This window comes from Chryseobacterium tagetis (assembly GCF_016735585.2).
GTDB classification, from domain to species: domain Bacteria; phylum Bacteroidota; class Bacteroidia; order Flavobacteriales; family Weeksellaceae; genus Chryseobacterium; species Chryseobacterium tagetis.
This window is the reverse complement of sequence record NZ_JAERSE020000002.1, coordinates 344,529-362,585: the sequence shown is the minus strand read 5'-3', so window position 1 is coordinate 362,585 and position 18,057 is coordinate 344,529. Positions and strand designations below refer to the sequence as shown.

At 34.7% G+C, this 18,057-nt stretch carries 19 protein-coding genes; 3 read left to right on the top strand and 16 right to left on the bottom strand.

What is annotated here, in order from left to right; genetic code table 11:
• Window positions 1–59: 59 nt before the first annotated feature.
• The 12 genes from JI747_RS06995 to JI747_RS06940 form a co-directional block, all read right to left on the bottom strand.
• The gene (locus JI747_RS06995) at window positions 60–638 is read right to left on the bottom strand and encodes a helix-turn-helix domain-containing protein (protein ID WP_225687225.1); all 579 of its coding nucleotides are present in this window, start codon (window positions 636–638) and stop codon (window positions 60–62) included.
• 23 nt (window positions 639–661) lie between these two features.
• Entirely contained in the window at window positions 662–1,903 is a 1,242-nt protein-coding gene (gene fabF / locus JI747_RS06990; protein ID WP_225687224.1) for a beta-ketoacyl-ACP synthase II, read from the bottom strand.
• Between the two features lies 1 nt (window position 1,904).
• Window positions 1,905–2,330, bottom strand: coding sequence for a PaaI family thioesterase (locus tag JI747_RS06985; protein ID WP_039363640.1), 426 nt, complete (start codon window positions 2,328–2,330; stop codon window positions 1,905–1,907).
• 11 nt (window positions 2,331–2,341) lie between these two features.
• Complete coding sequence (locus JI747_RS06980; protein WP_225687221.1) at window positions 2,342–3,610, bottom strand: acetyl-CoA C-acetyltransferase; 1,269 nt, start codon at window positions 3,608–3,610, stop codon at window positions 2,342–2,344.
• 10 nt (window positions 3,611–3,620) lie between these two features.
• Window positions 3,621–4,226, bottom strand: a complete 606-nt coding sequence (locus JI747_RS06975; protein WP_225687220.1) for a TetR/AcrR family transcriptional regulator — start codon at window positions 4,224–4,226, stop codon at window positions 3,621–3,623.
• 348 nt (window positions 4,227–4,574) lie between these two features.
• Window positions 4,575–4,994 carry an OsmC family protein gene (locus JI747_RS06970; RefSeq protein WP_225687219.1) on the bottom strand — a complete coding sequence of 140 codons (420 nt, stop codon included), beginning with the start codon at window positions 4,992–4,994 and terminating at the stop codon, window positions 4,575–4,577.
• 90 nt (window positions 4,995–5,084) lie between these two features.
• On the bottom strand, window positions 5,085–5,951 hold the full coding sequence (locus tag JI747_RS06965) for a helix-turn-helix domain-containing protein (protein WP_225687218.1): 867 nt from the start codon (window positions 5,949–5,951) through the stop codon (window positions 5,085–5,087).
• A gap of 108 nt (window positions 5,952–6,059) precedes the next feature.
• A complete protein-coding gene (locus JI747_RS06960) occupies window positions 6,060–8,738 on the bottom strand; it encodes a TonB-dependent receptor domain-containing protein (protein ID WP_225687217.1) in 2,679 nt (892 codons plus the stop codon).
• Window positions 8,739–8,806: 68 nt separating this feature from the next.
• Complete coding sequence (locus JI747_RS06955; RefSeq protein WP_225687216.1) at window positions 8,807–9,061, bottom strand: hypothetical protein; 255 nt, start codon at window positions 9,059–9,061, stop codon at window positions 8,807–8,809.
• Window positions 9,062–9,196: 135 nt separating this feature from the next.
• Window positions 9,197–9,811, bottom strand: a complete 615-nt coding sequence (locus JI747_RS06950; protein ID WP_225687215.1) for a hypothetical protein — start codon at window positions 9,809–9,811, stop codon at window positions 9,197–9,199.
• An 87-nt stretch (window positions 9,812–9,898) separates the two neighbouring features.
• On the bottom strand, window positions 9,899–10,585 hold the full coding sequence (locus JI747_RS06945) for a response regulator transcription factor (protein WP_039363658.1): 687 nt from the start codon (window positions 10,583–10,585) through the stop codon (window positions 9,899–9,901).
• A 108-nt stretch (window positions 10,586–10,693) separates the two neighbouring features.
• Entirely contained in the window at window positions 10,694–12,241 is a 1,548-nt protein-coding gene (locus JI747_RS06940) for a sensor histidine kinase (RefSeq protein WP_225687214.1), read from the bottom strand.
• Window positions 12,242–12,446: 205 nt separating this feature from the next.
• Between JI747_RS06940 and JI747_RS06935 the strand changes: the two genes are divergently transcribed.
• On the top strand, window positions 12,447–12,932 hold the full coding sequence (locus JI747_RS06935) for an SRPBCC domain-containing protein (protein ID WP_225687213.1): 486 nt from the start codon (window positions 12,447–12,449) through the stop codon (window positions 12,930–12,932).
• Window positions 12,933–12,991: 59 nt separating this feature from the next.
• On the opposite strand, the gene JI747_RS06930 is transcribed toward JI747_RS06935, so the two are convergent.
• From JI747_RS06930 to JI747_RS06915, 4 genes are all read right to left on the bottom strand, one after another.
• Entirely contained in the window at window positions 12,992–13,336 is a 345-nt protein-coding gene (locus JI747_RS06930) for a hypothetical protein (RefSeq protein WP_225687211.1), read from the bottom strand.
• The gene (locus JI747_RS06925) at window positions 13,329–15,380 is read right to left on the bottom strand and encodes a S9 family peptidase (protein ID WP_225687209.1); all 2,052 of its coding nucleotides are present in this window, start codon (window positions 15,378–15,380) and stop codon (window positions 13,329–13,331) included. Before JI747_RS06925 ends, JI747_RS06930 begins: the two co-directional genes overlap by 8 nt.
• Window positions 15,381–15,466: 86 nt before the next feature.
• Window positions 15,467–16,207 carry a uroporphyrinogen-III synthase gene (locus JI747_RS06920; protein ID WP_225688235.1) on the bottom strand — a complete coding sequence of 247 codons (741 nt, stop codon included), beginning with the start codon at window positions 16,205–16,207 and terminating at the stop codon, window positions 15,467–15,469.
• 11 nt (window positions 16,208–16,218) lie between these two features.
• On the bottom strand, window positions 16,219–16,980 hold the full coding sequence (locus JI747_RS06915) for a DUF4271 domain-containing protein (protein WP_225687207.1): 762 nt from the start codon (window positions 16,978–16,980) through the stop codon (window positions 16,219–16,221).
• On the opposite strand from JI747_RS06915, the gene JI747_RS06910 reads away from it, so the two are divergent.
• Together JI747_RS06910 and JI747_RS06905 are read left to right on the top strand one after the other, a co-directional pair.
• Window positions 16,964–17,680: a polyprenol monophosphomannose synthase gene (locus JI747_RS06910; protein ID WP_225687205.1), complete on the top strand. Its 717-nt coding sequence runs from the start codon at window positions 16,964–16,966 to the stop codon at window positions 17,678–17,680. The two genes, JI747_RS06915 and JI747_RS06910, sit on opposite strands and share 17 nt — an antisense overlap.
• A complete protein-coding gene (locus JI747_RS06905; protein ID WP_225687203.1) occupies window positions 17,677–18,054 on the top strand; it encodes a DUF4296 domain-containing protein in 378 nt (125 codons plus the stop codon). The genes JI747_RS06910 and JI747_RS06905 overlap by 4 nt, the downstream gene beginning before the upstream one ends.
• The last annotated feature ends 3 nt before the right edge of the window (window positions 18,055–18,057 follow it).

Genomic DNA, 18,057 nt, shown 5'->3' with positions numbered 1-18,057 from the left:
TTCCTGTTTTTAAGACAAAAAAATTAACCCGACAAAAACCCGACAATTGTATTTTGTGATTATATCATGTTGAAATTCAGTTTGCAATATAATTTTTGTTTCCGGTCTATTTCAATGGCATTTCGAATAATAATGAATAGATTGGATAGGACAATGAGTACCATTATTGCCAAGGTATAGTTTCCTCTGAGCTTCAAAAAGATCCATAACATAAAAATAATGGGAGCAAAAATCGTCCAAATGATCTGCATTGAAATAATCTGTTTTACCAAAAGATTTTTCTGCTTTAGCTTGAACATGAGAAAAAGCGGAATAAGAATATTCAAGGGCGGCAATACCACAAAAGGAATTGACGAGAGATTGATGATTTTGAGTAAAGAATAATTGATTGTTGCTTCTTCGGTTTGCTTAGTTTTTTCCTGAGCAGTAGGTTGCTCTTCTTCAATTTCTATACTTTGAATATTCTGAAGCACATTTTCGGGAATTCCTAAGGTTTTTGATAATGTCCGAAGTGTATATCCTTTTGGAATGGTTCCGGCTTCTATCCTTTGTATTGTTCTAACAGAAATACCAGAGCTTTCCGCCAACTCTTCCTGAGTCAGGTTCTGAAGCTCTCGTATTTCTTTTAGTTTAGACATGTTGATTATCTATAACGATAAAATTAAGAAAACTTCTTAAAGATCAAAGTTGCATTATGTCCTCCAAATCCAAAAGCATTACTCAACGCATAATTGATGTCTTTTTCCTTAGCTTCTCCAAAAACAATATTAATATCTTTCGGAATATTTTCATCAATCGTATGAAGATTGATTGTCGGTGGGATAATTCCGTTTTCAATTGCTTTAATCGAAAGAATAGCTTCCGCTGCTCCGGCTGCTCCTAATAAGTGGCCTGTCATCGATTTTGTTGCACTGATGTCAAGATTTTGATTTCCTTTAAATAATTTAGTAATCCCTTTTAATTCAACCAAATCTCCAAGTGGAGTAGAAGTTGCATGAGGATTTATATAATCAATATCTTCTGTATTAATTCCTGCTTCATTTAAGGCCAACTGCATTGCTTTTATTGCACCAACTCCATCAGGATGAGGTGCGGTCATATGATACGCATCGGCTGTCATTGCTGCGCCTACTAATTCTGCGTAGATTTTTGCGCCTCTTGCTTTAGCATGTTCATACTCTTCCAAAATTAAAGATCCTGCTCCTTCCCCCATAACAAAACCGTCTCTGTCTGCATCGTAAGGTCGGCTTGCCGTTGCAAAATCATCATTCCTTGTAGACATAGCTTTCATACTGGAGAAACCTCCGATTGAAGCTTCTGTAATTGCCGCTTCTGAACCTCCACTAATAATTACTTTTGCTTTTCCAAGACGAATATAATTGAATGCGTCCATTAAAGCGGTGTTTCCCGTTGCACAGGCAGAAACCGTAGTATAATTAATTCCCTGAAGCCCATATTTCATAGAAATCATACCTGAAGCCATATTGGCAATGAATTTTGGAACGAAAAACGGATTGAATCGCGGATTTCCGTCGCCTTTTGCAAAATCAGTCACTTCATTTTCAAAAGTAATCATACCACCTTGTCCGGTTCCCCAAATTACTCCGGTGTCGAACGGATCCATATTTTCCAGCTCAAGTCCGGAATCTTTCAATGCTTCTGCCGTAGAATACATTGCATATTGTGAAAACAGATCACTTCTTTTGATTTCGTTGTGTGTTAAATGAACTTTTGGATCAAAATTTTTAACCTCACAAGCGAAATGTACTTTAAATTTTTCTGTATCGAAATGAGTTATTGTATTGGCCCCACTTACTCCATTTATGCTGTTTTGCCAAAATTCTTTGACTGTATTTCCCAAAGGCGTCACTGCGCCAAGACCTGTAATGACAACTCTTTTCATATTAGTTATTAATTTTGAATAAATTAGAGGTTCCCCTTGCAATCAATCTTGATTTGTCTGCATTCCATATTTCACATTCTGCATTGACGAATTGCTTCCCTCTTTTGATAATTTTTGTTTCAGCTACAATATTATCATTTTCTTTTGCAGTTGAAAAATAATCGATGCTATTATTTATCGTTACGATAAAGGTTTTTTCATTTAAAGAAAACATTGTTGCGCCAATTACATCATCAAAAATTGCTGCGGTAACTCCCCCGTGAAGATTTCCCATCGGGTTCAGCCATTCTGGTCTTACCGTATATTGAAATTCCAGATGGCCTTCTTCTACCGAAATAACTATTGGGTTGAGCCATTTCATAAATGGGGAAGGTGATGCTGTAAATTCTTTTCCAATGAATTGTCTTAATTGTGCTAATCTATCCATACGTTCAATTTTTATTTTTCTAAAATCATCGTTACCCCTTGTCCACGAGCAGCGCAAATAGAGATAAATCCTTTTCCGCTTCCTTTTTCATTTAAAATTTTCGCTAATGTTCCGATGATTCGTCCTCCAGTTGCAGCAAAAGGGTGAGCTACTGCAAGACTTCCGCCTTTTACATTTAATTTATTTCTGTCGATTTTTCCTAATGCTTTTTCCAATCCGAATTTTTTAGCCAGATCATCATTTTCCCAGATTTTTAATGTGGCTAAAACCTGCGCTGCAAAAGCTTCATGAATTTCATAATAATCGAAATCTTCCAGACTCATTCCTGCTTTTTTCAGCATTCTGTCGGCTGCGAAAACAGGAGCTAGCAATAAATTTTGTTTATTTTCAACATATTCAATTCCTGCAATTTCTGAAAAAGTGATATAGGCTAAAATCGGTAAATTATTCGCTTTTGCCCATTCTTCACTTGCTAATAAAACCGCAGAAGCTCCATCGGTAAAAGGGGTAGAATTTCCGGCTGTTAAAGTTCCGTTTTGTTTATCAAAAGCTGGTTTTAAAGTAGCTAATTTTTCTAAACTTGTATCGCGACGAAGATTGTTGTCTTTGTCTAAACCATAAGCAGGCGTAATCATATCATCGAAAAATCCTTCATCATAAGCTTTTGCCATATTCAGGTGACTTTTAAAAGCCAATTCGTCCTGGTCTTCGCGTGAAATCTGATAATATTTTGCAGTAATTTCTGTATGTCCTCCCATTACCAAACCGGTTTTCGGTTCCTGACCTTTGTAAGGAATCGGCATCCAGTCTTTCAATTTTGGACTTAATAATTGCTTGATTTTTCCAAAGACAGATTTTTCTTTATTGGCTTTCAGTAAAGCTTTTCTCAATCTAGGTGAAGATTCAAAAGGAATGTTGCTCATGGCTTCAACACCACACGCAATTCCACTCTCAATCTGACCTAAAGCAATTTTATTTCCGATATAAACGGCTGCTTCAATTCCTGTATCACAAGCCTGTTGTAAATCACAAGCCGGAGTTGCAGGATCGAGTGAAGTATTCATAACGGTTTCTCTGATAAGATTGCTTTCAGAAATATGCTTGATTGTCGCACCTCCGGCAACTTCGCCAAGAAGTTTTCCTTTAAGGTTGTAACGGTCGATCAAACCATTTAAAGCCGGAAGCAGTAAGTCCTGATTTCCTTTGTCTGTATATGCTGTATTCATTCTGGCGAACGGAATTCTGCTGTATCCTACAATTGCCACTTTTTTTGTTTCCATATTGTGAAGTTTATGATGGGAGTATGTTTAATTCATTGTCAATCATGTTGGTGATCCTCTCTAAAGCAAGGTTTAAAAAATTCTCATCTCCCGTTGTTTTGGATAATAAAATTCCGCCTTCGAGAAGCATGATGAAAATTGAAGCATATTCCTCGGCATTAGCTTTTTCATTTAAATCTCCATTTTTTTGACCTTGAATAATAACTGAAGAAATTTTTCCCGCCCAGTCTTCAAATGATTTTTTAACCTGATTTTTAAGGCTCGGAAAGATATCGTCGGATTCTGTTGCGGCGTTCATCAATGGACAACCTCCATTTGAAAATACCGAATGCCAGTTTTTTCTGTAAAAATCGACAAAAGCATGAAGCTTATCATTAGTCGTAGGAAATTCATCTCCAAAAGACCGTGACATACTTTTGCTCAAAAGACCGGAGTTGTATTTGTACACTTCAATGGCCAGTTCATCTTTGTTCGCAAAATTTCCATAAATGCTTCCTTTCGTCAGATGGGTTGCCTGTGCAATGTCTGATAATGTCGTGGATAGATAACCTTTGGTGTTAAACAAAGATGCCGTTTTCTCAATAATAAATTGTTTTGTCTTTTCTGCTTTTGACATTTTCAACTGATTATGATGCAAATATACAAAAAATATACCGATCGGTATATTTTATTTGCAATTAAGAATTATCTGTTTGATCTATTGAATTGAACCATTAAGATGTTATGTAAGAAGTTTAGATTAATTAAGATGAATCTTTGATTTTTTAAGTTTGGGCTAAAGCCATTTTGAAGTGGTTAATTAAAAAAAAACGAGCTAAAGCCCGTTCCTATTGATGATAGTTTTATCATTATTTTGTCCATTTAGTTTGTCATTCCGTAGGAATCAAAGCAAAGATTTTATAATTATATCTCTAATAATTCCGTCGAGATTCCTACGGAATGACAAACTTTGTGCATTAAATTCTTAGTTCGCCAAAGTAGCTTCCAAAGTAATTTCAAAGTTGAAAGCTGCACTTACAGGACATCCCTCCTCAGCGATTTTAGCATACTTTTGAAATTCTTCTTCTGAAATTCCCGGAACTTTTGCAGTTAAAGTCAATTCAGATTTTGTGATCTTTCCGATGTTCGGGTCTAAAGTGATCACAGATTTTGTAGTCAATTCTTCAGGAGTGTAACCTGCCTGAGAAAGTTCTGCACTCAGTTTCATAGTGAAACATCCTGCGTGAGCCGCTGCCAATAACTCTTCAGGGTTTGTTCCGACTCCATCCGCAAAACGGCTGTTGAAAGAATACTGAGTCTGGTTTAATGTTGTGCTTTGAGTAGTGATGTGTCCGTTTCCTTCTTTGATGGTACCGTTCCAAACGGCTGTTGCATTACGTTTCATAAAGTTTTGTTTTTTGTGTTGTTACTATTGTTATTTTTTGATGTTACAAAGGTATAGCAGATACTGTTCCAGATAAATACACAAATCGACTTAAATATTGTACTTTTTTCCCGAAGTGTAATTTTTCTTGAAATTTGCCGGTGTACTTCCTATTTTATTGGTGAAAAGCCGGTTGAAATAAGCCGGATCTTCGTATCCTAAATCATACGCAATTTCTTTCACGGGTTTATCTGTATAAAATAAAAGTCTTTTAGCCTCCAATAGAATTCTGTTAATGATAAACTGGTTGGGAGATTCAAGGTTTAAACTTTTAAACTTGTGAGTCAGCGTTTTTGGAGCAATATGAAGCAAGTCCGCATAATCTGCCACATTATGTTTTTCCCTGAAATGAATTTCCAGATGTCTGCTGAAATCACGGAAAATATCTAATTCATTGCCCGGAATTTTTATTTTGTCATTATCCAGATTTTGCTTTTTCCATTTTCGGGTTGCTCGAATAATGATTTGTTTTACATACGTTCTAATCATTTCCTCCGCAGAAGAATCTTTCCATTCTAATTCGTCTTTAATACTTTGAAATAAATTTTTGATGATAAAATTTTCATTCTCATCAAGTTCTACGAAAGGAATTTCAAAAACATTGTGAAAGAGAAGCCCATCACAGGCGACTTCTTTATCATGAATCTGAATACAGTAAAAATCACGGTTGTAGTATAAAAGATGCGATTCTTCTATGCCATTTTCAACTTTTAAATGCTGATTTGTCAAAAAGAATAAAGCCGGCTGTTGTGTTTTATACTGTTTAAAATCCACTATCAATTCATAACCAAAAGGAACATAGAACACTTTAATTTCAGATTTGTAGTTGGAATCTTTGAGTGTCTGCAGATTCTTTTCAGAAAAAGTTTCGAAACCCAATTTCTTGTAATTATCTTCAAAGATAAGTGTCTGTGACATAGATTTACTTTAGTTTAAAGATACAAAAAAGCATGGCTTCTTAATTATTAAATTATTGAAACCATGCTTATATTTTTACAAAAAGCTTTTGTGACTTTTGTGGTTGAATTAAAATGTCACATCCAATCCAACGTAAAAATTCGCTTTCATAATCGGAGCATAGACCATTCCGCCATCAAAATAATTTCCGAAAGGATTTTTAACATCAACGATCGCGTTTTTCTGATAATAAGAAGTTAAGTTCTCTCCACCTACATAAGCTCTGATCTTTTTATTAAAGTTTCTGGAGATCTGTGCATTTAAAATAGCATAAGATTCAGAATAGGTTGGTAACTGAAACTCTTCAGGATTTGATGAGGTATTCGGAAGCCTTTGTTTTCCGACTAAATTTAAAGTCGTATCGAAACTCCAGAATCCGCCATTGTTATTTTTATTGGTTGAATACGCCAAATTCACAAAACCTCTGTGCTTCGCCATAAACGGAACTTCGCGTCTTCCATCCAGATAATCTGCCTGAACATCATAATATTTATAAGCCAATCTTACCTCAAAGTTCTTAAAAGGCGTAAAATCCCACTGTGTTTGGAAAGAATTGGCGAAAGATTTTCTGTCCAGATTATAGAAAGTCAGTTGCTGAGGTGAACGATCCAAATCTACCATCACCTGATCCTGGAAATCTGTTCTGAAAAAATCGGCAACAATCGTAGATTTTCTTCCGAAAATTTTAAATTCCTGTTGTAAACTTGCACCATAATTCCATGCGATTTCGGGTTTTAAACCGTAGATATTTCCGCCATTTTGTAAAATCTGAACACTTCTGTTCGACGCAAAATATTGCTGGTTTTCGGCAAAAACATTCGCTGTCCTGAAACCTCTTCCCGCAGAAAATCTCAAAATTGTCTGTGGAGTGAAATCATATTTAAAATTTAATCTCGGCGTGAACTGAGTTCCTGCCAAATTATGGAAATCAACTCTTGCTCCTGCAACCAAAGTATATTTTAAACCTGTCAAAGTATATTCTGCAAAAGCTCCGGGAACGATTTCGTTTCTCTTAAAATTGTTTGTTAAATACGTTTCATCATAACCGTCATACATAAAACTTGCTCCTGCTTTGTATTTATGATTGGTATTTCCTAAAATACTTTCAAAAATCAAGTTTGAATAATAGGTCTGCTGTTTCCCTGAATAATTTCTCAACCCAAAAAAACTATCCTGTTGATGATAAGTATATTGGTTCATCCAACCCAAGCTTTGGTAAGGTTTTCCTTTAAAAACATACCCTGTTTTATTCCAAACCTGAAATCTGGAAATATCAATTCCAACACCGTAAAGCGATTGTTTGTCCTGCGGAATTTTTTTATCAAATCCGATTTGTCCTGAAGTTCTTTCATCTTTAATGAAATTAATTCCAAAATGTGAACCCAATCCTGATTTTTCCAAATCGTTATAATTCAGTAAATAGGCTGTGTTTAACTGAGTTCCTTTTGGCCTGTCCAGAAATCCATCGTCATTCATGTCAGTGTCTCCAAAAGTTCCGTTTCCATGAAGTAAAAATGTTTGAGACCATTTATCATTAATGGGCGAAACATTGGTAATATTGGCTTCGGCTCTTCCGTTAAAATCAGCAAATAAATTCAATGTAGTTTCAGGCTTTTCAGCATTTTTCAATAATTCTGTATTGATTTGCCCTGTAATGCTTTCGTAGCCGTTTGTTACTGTACTTCCGCCTTTCGTTAGCTGAATGCTCTCAATCCATCTTCCGGGAATGAAATTTAACCCATAAGCAGAAGCTAATCCTCTGATTTCGGGTAGTAATTCTTTTGTTAAGCTTGTGTATTTTTGATCTAAACCTAACATTTTCAGTTGCTTTGTTCCTGTCACCGCATTGCTGAAAGAAACGTCGACAGTTGCGTTGGTTTCAAAACTTTCGGATAAATTACAACAAGCGGCTTTTAACAATTCTTTTTTATCAATATTAAAAACCAATCCGGCTTCTTTTTTATTTAAAGACGTTGCTGCTTTTGAACCCGTTATTGTAACTCCCTCGATTTGTTTTTCATGATTGCCATGATTTTCATTTGTAGCATTATGATCGTTGTGCTCAAAAGTTGTACCTTCTTCAGTATGAACCTTTGGATTCGCTTCTCCAAAAGGAATTTCTCTGTCGTAAAGACAACAAGAAGGCAGATTTTTATATGTATTGTCTTTCGATTTATACTTTTCATTGTCGTGGCCAACATCTGCGATTTTCTTTAAAATTTTATCTGAAGAAGTCTTTTTCGGATCAAAATTTAAAGTAACTATTTGTTTTTCTGCATTCCATTCTGCGGAATCGGCTCCTGCATCTTTGGCTGCTTTTTCAATTCTGTCTTTACACGATTCACAATTTCCTTTTACATAAAATTCATTCTCTTTTTTGGAATGATGTTGGTGGTTTTCAACAGGCTTTGGCTGTAGATCTCTTTCATAATGGCAACATCCCGGAAGTGCTTCGTACTCCGTATCAGTTGATTTGAATTTTTCATTGTCATGGCCTGCTTCAGCAACCCTTTTTAAGATGTTATCCGTTGAAATTGTATCGTCTGTTTCTAAAGTTAATGTTTGTAAGTCAATAGAATATGAAGCTGTTTTTGCACCTGCTTTTTTGGCTGCGTTCTCAATTCTTTCCTTACACATTTCGCAGTTTCCTTTTACTTTGAACTGGTTTTTAGAAAGATGTTGAGTAAATATAAATTGTGCAGATAGTAAGAATACACCAAGAATAATCCTGGAAATATATAATTTCATTTTGTTTAAAATTTAGATTAATTAAAAAACGGTTCACTAAATATCTTAATGAACTTCTGTTGATTGAATTAAGCTATTTTTGGCGGTTGCCAAATTTCTTTTAAACGGTCTGAAATATACGGATCAGAGTACTGAAACTGTAAGTTTTTGTTTGATTTGTAATAAGAAATCTCCAGATGAAGACTTCTTGAAAAAGGGGTTTCTATGAAAGTATAACAGGTTACACAAGTTGAGCAGCAATCATCATTACATGAAGATTTTTGCTCTTTTTTGTTGTGATTGTCTTTAGGGTGCTCTTTGTGATCATTTTTGCAGCAGTCCATTCCTGACTCGGATTTGCAGCATGTTTCCTGTGATATCTGAGCATAGAGATTATCTTTAGGAACTAAAAAAATCCCTAAACAAAAAATAATTGCTATAATCTGACCCCATTTCACTGGGGCAAATTTACAAAAAAATTAAAGAGGATCTCCTACTTTTTTAGCACAGTCATGCCAAGGTTCTCCATGAGCAGGATTTAATTCTGGCTTTGGACCTGTCGGTGCAGGAGTTGGAGCGGGCGTGTTTTGGGCAATTGTCTGAACGGGTTGTGGATTAGAAGCAGGCTTGCTGTTCAAAGGTTGTCCAACAGGAATATCACATCTGTGTCTCGGTTCTCCATGAGGAGGATTCATTCCTGGAGCGGTTTTTACTGGTTTATTGGTATTATTAACTTGCTTTAATGAATTGGGATCAATCTGAATAGTTTGTCCCTGATTGGTATTCACAGTAACATTTTGAGTTCCTGGCTGCGGATTTTGAGCTGGCGCAGAGCTTAAAGGTTGTCCAACTGGGATGTCACAACGGTGTCCCGGCTGTCCGTGAGGAGGGTTCATTCCCGGAGCTGTTGCCATTTGAGTGGGTTGAGCGGTTTGAATTCCGGCTTGAGCCATTAGAGATGCTTTGGGAGCATTATTTACCGTAGAAATAGGTTGATTGCTGTTTTCATCTTTTATATAGGTTGGTCTTTCATCTTTTTTACAAGAGATGATTAAAAAAGCTGTCGCTGTAAGTCCTAAAAGTAAATTTCTCATATCAAATTCAGTCGTTTAAAACAAAATTAGCAAAACATTTTGAAATGTCTTGCTAATTTGAATCGTATATTGTTTTGTTTAAAGCTTCTAGTTTTTTACCAAAAGTCTAAACCCTTCACCGTGTACGTTGATAATTTCCAATCCTTCGTCATCTTTTAAAAGTTTACGAAGTTTTGCAATGTAAACGTCCATACTTCTTGCGGTGAAGTAGTTCTCTTTCTTCCAGATCTTTCTTAAAGCAAGATCTCTTGGCATGAAATCGTTTCTGTGAAGGCAAAGAAGTTTCAGCAATTCATTTTCTTTTGGTGACAATTTGTATTCGTTATCTCCAACTCTTAGCTGTCTCAGCATAGAATCAAAGAAGATATTACTGATCTTAAACTGCTCCTGCTCTTCGTTCTCTAAAGTGGAACTTCTTTGAAGAATTGCTTTGATTTTATATAAAAGAAGTTCGGTATCAAAAGGTTTTGTAATGTAATCATCTGCTCCCAATTGGTATCCTTTTAAAATATCTTCTCTCATATTTCTTGCAGTCAAGAAAATGATAGGGGTATTTTTATCTATTTTTTTAACGTCTTCAGCCAATGAAAAACCGTCTTTTTTAGGCATCATCACGTCAAAAATACAGATGTCGAATTCGTTTTCTGTAAATTCTTTCAAGCCTTGTTCTCCATCTGTGGCAAGAGTAACTTCGAAATTATTTATTGTCAAATAATCCTTCAACACTGCCCCAAAACTCTGATCGTCCTCTACTAATAATATTCTGTTGCTCATAATTTTAAATTAATTAAAAAATTAACACTTAAGAATGAACCGGGTCACTCTTCTCTTCTTATAATTTGTTTATTTGGTTTAATATATTTTATTAAATCTTTTCATTTTTTAGCTCATTGGAAGTTTGATTGTGAATATACTTCCGCTTCCTTTGTGAGAGTCTACAATGATCTGTCCTTTATGTAGTTCTACAATTTTCTTTACATAAGACAATCCCAACCCTTGTCCTTTCACATTATGAATATTTCCGGTCTCTTCTCTGAAGAATTTTTCGAAAATTTTCGTTTTGTTCTGGGTTTCCATTCCCATTCCTTTATCTGAAACTTCTATGACATAAAAATGACCTTCATTTCTTGTTTTAATCGTGATTTCAGGTGTGTCCGGCGAATATTTATTGGCATTGTCCAAAAGATTCACCAGCATATTGGAAATGTGGAATTCATCTATTTTAAAAGTATAATTAGTGGCATTGAATTCCTGATTAAGTGTTCCTTTTCTCTGTTGAACAATCAGATTAAAAGACTCAGTTGTCCTTTTGATCAGTTCTCTTACATTGGTTTCCTTTAAGAATAATTTTACTTCATTACGTTCAAGCTTCGACATGTTCAATACGTTTTCCACCTGCTTTTTCATCCTCAGATTTTCCTGTTTTATTAATTCTGAGTAATATTTGACCTTGTCAGGATTGGTGGCAATTTTATCATTTGCGAGAGAATCTGTCGCTACAGAAATTGTTGCCAGCGGAGTTTTAAACTCATGAGACATATTGTTGATGAAGTCCGTCTTCACTTCTGCCATCTTTTTCTGCCTCATCATATAATTAATGGAAATAATATAAATTCCTAAAATCGTTAATAATGAAAGAAAAGTTCCTAAAAGCATCGGCCAGTTGTTCATGGCTAAAGAGTATTCCTTTTTCGGAAAAACTAAGGTTAAGCCATAGATGGTACGATCTTTTTTATCCGTAAAGAGAGGGTAGTTGTAAAAATTATTGTCTTTTTTCTCTTTATATATTTTGTTGGCAACACTGGTAAGCTTATTGTTTTTGTCGGTAATACCATATCCAAAAGTAGCAGTGATCCCTCTTATTTTAAGTTCTTTAGTGATAACAGAATCTAAAATTTTCTGATCGACTCTTTTGGTGATCGGAAGGTTGTTGCCATATACTTTGACGTATTCCTTCATAGAATAGTCGCCCGTTTCAATGTCCTGATTGATATCTGCGGTAAGAGGTTCCCGATTGGTAGTATCCCTTTTTAGCTTATATGCCGCTTCATCTGTATATAAAGTGGTAAGCTTTATTGAGTCGCCTTTTTGGGAAATAGGAAGCTGGGTTTTCTCGATAATATTTTTAGAATAGATGATCTGTCTTTGTGTTCCGGAATCTTCTGTTTGCTGTATCGTTGTTAAAGAAGGTTGCTCACTGTTGGCTAAAATATTTTTTCTGAAATCTTTAAAATCTTCATTCAGATATTTTTCAACTTCAATTTCGCCAATAGTTTTTGAGGTACTTTCCAGAGCGGAATACACTTTGTTGGTGAATTCCTGTTCCAAAGCTCCGTAATAACCTTTCAGCCAATAAAATTGGAGTGTGACAAAAACGATCAGTGAAATCGTCATAAACACTGAAATTATTGGGATGAATTTGTTATTCATTATTTGATTTTAATAGTTTTTTATAATTGTGAATGTTAAAATTAATCATTTTAAGATTTGATAAACAAAATACGAGCCAAAAAATTGTATAATTTTTCTTAAAAGAGTGTTTTTTAACATTTATTTATAAATATTTAATCATTTTTATAGAAATGGTTTCTTCCTGAAAATAAAAAGTTAGCTTTGTTTCAACCAAAATACTCATATGAAATCTATGATCACTTTTAATGAAGATTTTGATTCAAATTCTGTGTATGTGATGAAAATTTACAAATCGGAAGTATCAAAAGTGTGGGATTATTTTACCCAATCCGCATTGTTGGATCTGTGGTGGGCTCCAAAGCCTTGGAAATGTGAAACCAAAGAACAGGATTTTAAAAAGGATGGAATCTGGCTGTATTCAATGGTGGGTCCACAAGGAGAAAGGCATTATTCTTTGTTGAAATACGGAGAAATTACAGAACATAGAAGCTTTGACGGCATAGATGCATTTTGTGATGAAAACGGAAAGATAAATGAAGATTTTCCACAGGCAAAGTGGCTGCTTGGCTTTACAGGAGTGGAAGAGGGAACTAAAGTAACTATCAATATTCACCTTCAATCACAGGAAGCTTTAAAGCAGTTGCTGGAAATGGGTTTTGAAGAAGGCTTTAAAACAGGACTCAATCAATTGGAAGATATTCTTGTCTAATTTGAAAATTTAATGTTTATAAAAATAAAAAAGCTTGGAAATTTTTCCAAGCTTTTGTTTTATAACAATTCTTCATCCTGAAAATACTGAATAATTGCTTTTTTCATCAGGATCTGCTGTTCATTCGGTTTTAATTCCGGAAGTTGTTCCAGTTCCGCAAAATGAGGATATCCATCATCGTCATAATGTGAAAATTTATAATATCCGAAAGGTTCCAATAATCTGCAAACGGCAATATGAATTAAATTTACCTTATCATCTTTCGTATATTTTTGCTGGCCACTTCCCAATTCCTGAAGTCCGATTAAAAACAAATAGGTTTCAATCGGAGCATTTTTTTCAGTATCGAAATTTTCAATGAAAAATTGCTCTATTTTTTGCCAGTATTCTGCTTCGTTAATCATCCTTTTTGTCTTCTAATTTTAATAAAAACGCATATTCCAGTGCATCTTCTTTTAATGATTCAAATCTTCCGCTTGCTCCTCCGTGTCCTGCACTCATATCGGTTTTGAAAACCAAAAGATTATTATCCGTTTTTAATTCTCTTAATTTTGCTGCCCATTTTGCCGGCTCCCAGTATTGAACCTGAGAATCATGCAGTCCGGTTGTGATGAGCATATTTGGATATTCTTTCGCTTCTACATTGTCATAAGGAGAGTAGGATTTCATGTAATGATAATATTCTTCATCATTAGGATTTCCCCATTCGTCGTATTCTCCCGTTGTTAAAGGAATAGTTTCATCCAGCATCGTCGAAACTACATCCACGAAAGGAACCTGTGCTACAATTCCGTTGAATAAATTGGGCTCATAGTTTACAACTGCTCCTACCAATAATCCTCCTGCACTACCTCCCATTGCGTATAAATGCTTTGATGAGGTGTAATTTTCTTGAATTAAAAATTTTCCTGCATCAATAAAGTCGAAGAATGTATTTTTCTTAAAGAGCATTTTTCCGTCCTCATACCATTCTCTTCCTAAATATTCTCCACCTCTTATGTGTGCAATTGCATAGATAAACCCTCTGTCCAAAATCGATAATCTTACATTGGAGAAGCTCGCATCAACAGTATGGCCGTAGCTTCCGTAACCGTATAAAAGCAGGGGAGTATCCGCAGATTTTTTGGTGTCTTTATGATAAACCAAAGAAATCGGAACTTTTGCTTCTCCATCTCTTGATTCTGCCCAGATTCTCTCAGAAATATAATTCTCAGCAAAGAATTTTCCGCCCAAAACTTCCTGTTGTTTCAGGAGCTTGGTGGTTTTTTCTTTCATGTTATATTCATACGTGGAACCAGGTTGTATAAGTGATGTATAGCCGTAGCGTAAAACTTCTGTGTCAAATTCCAGATTAATGCCGATATAAGCAGTGTAAGTAGGATCAGAGAAAGGTAAATAATGAGACTCCTGCGTTTTTTCGTCAATAATCTTTATTTGTAATAGTCCTTCTTCTCTTTCTTCAAGAACCAAGTAGTTTTTAAAGATTTCAAAACCTTCCAATAAAACTTTTTCACGGTGAGGAATAACATCTATCCAGTTTTCCATTCCGCAATTATCAATTTTTGTTTTTACAATTTTGAAATTGGTCGCATCGTCTGCATTGGTGATGATATAGAACTCATCTTCGTAGTGTTCTACAGAATATTCCAAATCATCAATTCGTGGTTGAATGATGATCCAGTCTGCAAAAACATTGTCAGACGGAATAAATCTGTGCTCATCAGAAATCGTACTTGAACTTGCGATGAAAATGTATTCTAAAGATTTTGTTTTAAAAACATTGACATCAAAAGTATCATCCTTTTCATGGAAGATCAATACGTCCTCTGAAGTGTCAGTTCCTAGTTTGTGTCTGTATACCTGAAATGCACGTAAGCTGTCATCTTTTCTGGTGTAAAAAACGTGTTCGTTATCATTTGCCCAAACTGCCTTTCCGGTTGTATTCGGAATTTTATCAGCAAGAATTTCTCCTGTTGTTAAATCTTTAAAGTTGATCGAATAAATTCTACGGCTCACATTATCTGTAGAAAAAGAAGTAAGCTTGTTATTTGGGGAAACAGCGACGCTTCCTACTTCGAAATAGCTTTCACCTTCTGCTAAAATATTAACGTCAAGAATGATTTCTTCTTCGTTGTCTAAACTTTTATATTTTCTGCAAAAAATAGGATATTCTTTTCCTTCTTCATAACGAACAATGTACCAATATTCATTGAAAAAATAAGGGAGAGATTCATCATCTTTTTTATAACGGGCTTTCATTTCTTCAAAAAGATCTTCCTGCAGCTTTTCAGTATCTTTCATCATAAAATCTGCATATGCGTTTTCTTCTTCCAGATATTTTATGACCTCGGGATTTTCTCTTTCATTAAGCCAGAAATAGTTGTCAATCCTTTTATCTCCGTGTATTTCGAGTGTTTTTTCTATTTTTTTTGCCTGTGGAGCTTCCATTAATGTTAATTCTTGTTCAAATGTAATTAAAAAAAAGCCATCTTTCCTTTTATGAAAAGACGGCCGATTATTTTCGATATTAAAAACTACTTGTGAAGAGCTTTAATATATTTTTCCAATGCCATAGTCATGGAAGGAGTTTCTTTAGTAGGAGCCATTAGATCTACTTTCAATCCTGCTTCTTCTGCTGCTGCTAATGTTGTATTTCCAAATACCCCGATTTTGGTTTCATCTTGTTTAAAATCCGGGAAGTTCTGTTGTAAAGATTTGATTCCTTGTGGGCTAAAGAAGATCAACATTTCATAATCCTTAATGTTGATATCTGTAAGATCACTGCAAACCGTTCTGTACATGATTGCTCTTGTCCAGTCTATATTTGCTGTATCTAATGTCTTTACAATATCCGGACTCAACACATCCGAAGATGGTAACAAATATTTTTCTGAAGGAAATTTTTTGAAAAGAGGAGCAAGATCCGAGAAGTTTTTCTCCCCGAAGCTGATTTTTCTTTTTCTATAAACAATATGTTTTTGAAGATAGTTGGCAATCGCTTCAGACTGGCAGATATATCTCATTGTATCCGGTACCGAAAAACGAAGCTCTTCAGCAAGTCTGAAATAGTGGTCTATCGCATTCTTACTGGTAAAAATAATACCAGTATATTGCGTTAGATCTATCTTCTGTGTTCTTAGTTCTTTGTTGTCAACTCCTTCAACGTGGATGAAAGGGCGGAAATCTATTTTTATTTTTTCCTTCTTCGCGATATCCAGGTATGGAGAAGATTCACTAGGCGCAGGTTGTGAAACCAATATAGACTTTATTCTCATCATTGACTGTTTTATAAAAATAATACCTTCCAAAGCAATAATATTGGTGCGATTTGGAGGGTGCAAATATACAAAAATTTATAATACCATTTTTCTGGCAAAACGTTGTTTCTGTGAAATAAATAGAAAAAAACCTTAAAAATAAATACAAAACAAAAGAAGTATAAATAATATAAAAAAGATTTATTTCTGTCTATCGGGAAATAATAGTGGGTGACACAGAGAATTATAAGTAAAAATGATAAAACAAAGTAAAATTTTGTGGCGGTAAAATAGAAAACCGACCATTTTTTTCCATCGCCGATACTTTGGTAAAATAAAAAGCCTAAAATAGATTTTGTGGCATAAAAAAGGATGATGGTAATAAAAGTGAAACCGAATTTATTGAGCTGATATCCTAAAATCTGAAGATCTGCCACAAACTTTGGAATAACAGGAATATATTGAGATGCTAAAACAGACAAGGTAAGAGCGGTCACACATGAAGTAATAATCCAGCTGGGTAAATTGTTACTTGCATCAAAATATTTTTGAAGCAGGAAATCCTTTAGATTAGCGTCCCTCTCTATGATATTCATCATAAAAATAAATAAAAAGATGCAGCCTATCAATATAAAAATTACCCAATCATTGTTTTCAGGTATTCTTACATGGTTTATGAAATTTTGTGATAATAACAACGGAATGTTTTTTGCAAAATTATAGATTATTTTGTATAAAATAAAAAGGTTAAATAAACTATCTTTGCAAACTGAAATGAAAAAACTGGTCATAATTCCAACTTATAACGAAAAGGAAAATATTGAAAATATTATTTCCGCGGTTTTTGCATTGGAAGATGACTTTCATATTTTGGTTGTGGATGATTCATCTCCTGATGGAACGGCAGAAATTGTAAAAGACTTACAAAAAAGGTTTCCACACCATCTTCACCTGTCGATCAGAAAGGTAAAAGACGGTTTAGGGAAAGCTTATATTCACGGATTTAAATGGGCTATAGAAAATAATTATGACTATATTTTCGAAATGGATGCTGATTTTTCTCACAATCCCAATGACTTACCAAAACTTTTTGAAGCCTGTCTAAATGCAGATATGGCCATCGGTTCCAGATATTCTAAAGGGGTAAATGTGGTGAACTGGCCAATGGGAAGAGTATTACTTTCTTATTTCGCTTCAAAATATGTGAGATTTGTACTGGGGCTTTCCATTCACGATACAACAGCAGGATTTGTTTGTTTTTCAAGAAAAGTACTGGAAGAAATAGGACTGGATAATGTAAAATTAAAAGGATACGGATTTCAGATTGAAATGAAATTCCGAACTTTCAAAAAAGGATTCAAAATTGTAGAAGTACCTATTATTTTTACCAACAGAATTTTGGGAGAAAGTAAAATGAACGGAGGAATTATTCATGAAGCGGTTTTTGGTGTTTTAAATTTAAAATGGAAATCAATCATCGGCAGGCTATGAAAAAAATAATCTTCATTTTTATTTTATTGGGGCTTTTTTCATGTCAGGATTATATTGATAAGCCTAAAAATCTTCTTCCAAAAGATCAGATGGCAGAAATTATCGCGGATTTAGCGATTAATGATCAGGCGACTTATATGTATCCGAATACCAATCTGGAAGCGGGAACAAGATATGTTCTTAAAACTCACAATGTAAAATCAGAAGATTTTGTAGAAAGTTTCAAGTATTATGTGGTGAAACAGAAGATGCAGGGAATTACTGAAGATGCTCAGAAAATCTTATTGGAAAAAGATCCGAAGGCAGACAAATACATAAAAGATAAATTGAAGAAAACCGGAACGCCTCAAAATGTTCCGACTTTATCAAGATAATTT

Bases quoted from the DNA above. Each gene is read 5' to 3' on its own strand.
- JI747_RS06965 (WP_225687218.1), bottom strand. From the start codon at position 5,951: ATGTCACAGACACTTATCTTTGAAGATAATTACAAGAAATTGGGTTTC.
- JI747_RS06935 (WP_225687213.1), top strand. From the start codon at position 12,447: ATGAAATCTATGATCACTTTTAATGAAGATTTTGATTCAAATTCTGTG.
- JI747_RS06955 (WP_225687216.1), bottom strand. From the start codon at position 9,061: ATGGACTGCTGCAAAAATGATCACAAAGAGCACCCTAAAGACAATCAC.
- JI747_RS06980 (WP_225687221.1), bottom strand. From the start codon at position 3,610: ATGGAAACAAAAAAAGTGGCAATTGTAGGATACAGCAGAATTCCGTTC.
- JI747_RS06915 (WP_225687207.1), bottom strand. From the start codon at position 16,980: ATGACCAGTTTTTTCATTTCAGTTTGCAAAGATAGTTTATTTAACCTT.
- JI747_RS06920 (WP_225688235.1), bottom strand. From the start codon at position 16,207: ATGAGAATAAAGTCTATATTGGTTTCACAACCTGCGCCTAGTGAATCT.
- JI747_RS06910 (WP_225687205.1), top strand. From the start codon at position 16,964: ATGAAAAAACTGGTCATAATTCCAACTTATAACGAAAAGGAAAATATT.
- JI747_RS06985 (WP_039363640.1), bottom strand. From the start codon at position 2,330: ATGGATAGATTAGCACAATTAAGACAATTCATTGGAAAAGAATTTACA.
- JI747_RS06930 (WP_225687211.1), bottom strand. From the start codon at position 13,336: ATGATTAACGAAGCAGAATACTGGCAAAAAATAGAGCAATTTTTCATT.
- fabF (WP_225687224.1), bottom strand. From the start codon at position 1,903: ATGAAAAGAGTTGTCATTACAGGTCTTGGCGCAGTGACGCCTTTGGGA.
- JI747_RS06950 (WP_225687215.1), bottom strand. From the start codon at position 9,811: ATGAGAAATTTACTTTTAGGACTTACAGCGACAGCTTTTTTAATCATC.
- JI747_RS06925 (WP_225687209.1), bottom strand. From the start codon at position 15,380: ATGGAAGCTCCACAGGCAAAAAAAATAGAAAAAACACTCGAAATACAC.
- JI747_RS06940 (WP_225687214.1), bottom strand. From the start codon at position 12,241: ATGAATAACAAATTCATCCCAATAATTTCAGTGTTTATGACGATTTCA.
- JI747_RS06970 (WP_225687219.1), bottom strand. From the start codon at position 4,994: ATGAAACGTAATGCAACAGCCGTTTGGAACGGTACCATCAAAGAAGGA.
- JI747_RS06945 (WP_039363658.1), bottom strand. From the start codon at position 10,585: ATGAGCAACAGAATATTATTAGTAGAGGACGATCAGAGTTTTGGGGCA.
- JI747_RS06905 (WP_225687203.1), top strand. From the start codon at position 17,677: ATGAAAAAAATAATCTTCATTTTTATTTTATTGGGGCTTTTTTCATGT.
- JI747_RS06975 (WP_225687220.1), bottom strand. From the start codon at position 4,226: ATGTCAAAAGCAGAAAAGACAAAACAATTTATTATTGAGAAAACGGCA.
- JI747_RS06995 (WP_225687225.1), bottom strand. From the start codon at position 638: ATGTCTAAACTAAAAGAAATACGAGAGCTTCAGAACCTGACTCAGGAA.
- JI747_RS06960 (WP_225687217.1), bottom strand. From the start codon at position 8,738: ATGAAATTATATATTTCCAGGATTATTCTTGGTGTATTCTTACTATCT.